The following is a 1,626-nucleotide window of genomic DNA, read 5'->3' as shown; positions in this document are numbered from 1 at the left end:
GACCACTAAGCCCGGAGCAGCGGGCAGCTGTGGATGACGGTGGCCCAGGTGGATTCCCGCCCGCCCGCAGCGCATTGGGTCTGCGCTTGGCACTCGCCCTGTTCGGGCTTCTGTTCTGCGTCGGCGCTTGCGCCTATTACGCGGTTTCCGATCGGCCGTTGCCCGCCGCCGTACTCGCTCTGATCGCCTTGACAGCGGTGGCCGACCTCATTGTCATCATGCGGCGGATGCGCCGGGAACGGCGCTGAGAGCGTGTCCGAGGAATTTCCGAGAAGTGTCTGAGGAAGCCCAGCGACGCCCTTACCTGGACTTCCTCGAGCGTCCGGCTCAACCGCACTGTCCACATCCGCGGGTCACGCCGTGTGCCGATGTTCGTGGACACGGTCGAGCGCCCCTGGGGAGGCTCGGACAGCATCCACACAGAACCAGGTCAAAGCGAGCCTGGTCGTGTCGGCCCGCGTACCTGCACACTTATCACGTCCAGTGACGGATCCCAGTCGGTAGCCGGGCTGTCAAGTCCCTTGCGCAGGCAGTGGGGTCGTGGGCCGTCGAGGGACGTGTGAGGCCCGGGGTGATGATGATGGAGGCCGGCCCCCGCGCGCGTCCGGGGCCGGATGCGCGCGGGGCGGGCGGTCGGGGGTGTCAGCGAAGGGCTGCGGCGATGCGTTGTCGCAAGGTCGGGTCGCTGAGGATGTCGATGTTGCGCCAGGTGGCGTCGGTGACTTCTTCGGTCTGGAGCTGGCCGATGTCGGCGGCGGTGTGGAAGAGGAACCGGAAGTCGATGTGCTGGTGCTCCGGCTCGCCTTTGGCATCGTTGGCGGGGATGGGATGAACGTCGATGTGGATCGGCTTATCATCAGCTGGTGTGACGGCGTTGACCGGGATGCCGGTCTCCTCGGTGAGCTCACGCAAGGCGGCGTCTAGCAGGGTTTCGTCCTGGGTTTCGAGGTGGCCGCCGGGCATAAGCCACGTGTCGAGTGCTCGGTGGTAGATGTGTAGGACGCGTCCGTCGGCGTCGGTGAGGATCGCGCCGGCGGTCGCGTGGCCGCGGAACTCCTTGCGGGAAGTGAGGCCAGCGCCGGTGTCGAGGAGGTCGAGAAGGAGCGCGAGGTCGGGCTTCTCCTCGGCGTGGATGTCGAGGTAGGCGGTCAGGGTGGCGCGGATGTGGTCTGCCGTGATGGCCAAGTCGATCACCTGTTGAAGTAGGAGAGCCAGATCGCCGCGATCGTGGCACGGTCGGCTGCGGGAACCTCGTGGATGCCGGGGGTGAGATCGCCGCGGGTGAGCATCCTGATCCCGGCGAGTATCTCGGCTTGGACCAGGAAGATGAACGGCCCCACGCTGGCGCCGTGCAGGAAGTTGACCGCGTTGCCGCCGTTCGCCAGGTAGAAGTAGTGCCCGGTGGTCTGGTAACGAGTCACGTGGTCGCCGACAGCCGTGCGAGTGTAGATGTCTGGCAGCCCGGTCAGCTCGAGTTCGTCCTCGCTGCTGGTGACGGTGGCGACGTAGGCGCCGTTGCGCAGGTGGGCGAAGTCCTCGCCGTGCAGGGAGACCGCGCCGGTGGCGCAGAGCACCAGCCCGGCCCCGGTCAGCGCACTCTCGCGGTCACGGGCGACGGTGAAGCCC

The 1,626-nt window shown here is 67.1% G+C and carries 2 protein-coding genes and 1 pseudogene; 1 reads left to right on the top strand and 2 read right to left on the bottom strand.

Features of this window, described 5'->3' with window-relative positions; all coding sequences use genetic code 11:
• Nucleotides 1-248 (top strand): DUF6343 family protein (locus MJ797_RS07950; RefSeq protein ID WP_239333286.1); only part of this gene is annotated, 248 nt, incomplete at its 5' end.
• 394 nt (nt 249-642) lie between these two features.
• Here the strand turns inward: MJ797_RS07950 and MJ797_RS07945 are convergent.
• Nucleotides 643-1,185 carry an NUDIX hydrolase gene (locus tag MJ797_RS07945; RefSeq protein ID WP_374581704.1) on the bottom strand — a complete coding sequence of 181 codons (543 nt, stop codon included), beginning with the start codon at nt 1,183-1,185 and terminating at the stop codon, nt 643-645.
• A 5-nt stretch (nt 1,186-1,190) separates the two neighbouring features.
• Nucleotides 1,191-1,626, bottom strand: a pseudogene (locus tag MJ797_RS07940) (adenosylhomocysteinase); the annotation flags it as partial.

Origin of the sequence: Protofrankia sp. CiP3 (assembly GCF_917627345.1) — a bacterium.
In the GTDB taxonomy this organism is placed as follows: Bacteria; Actinomycetota; Actinomycetes; order Frankiales; family Frankiaceae; genus Protofrankia.
This window is presented reverse-complemented; position numbering and strand designations above follow the sequence as displayed.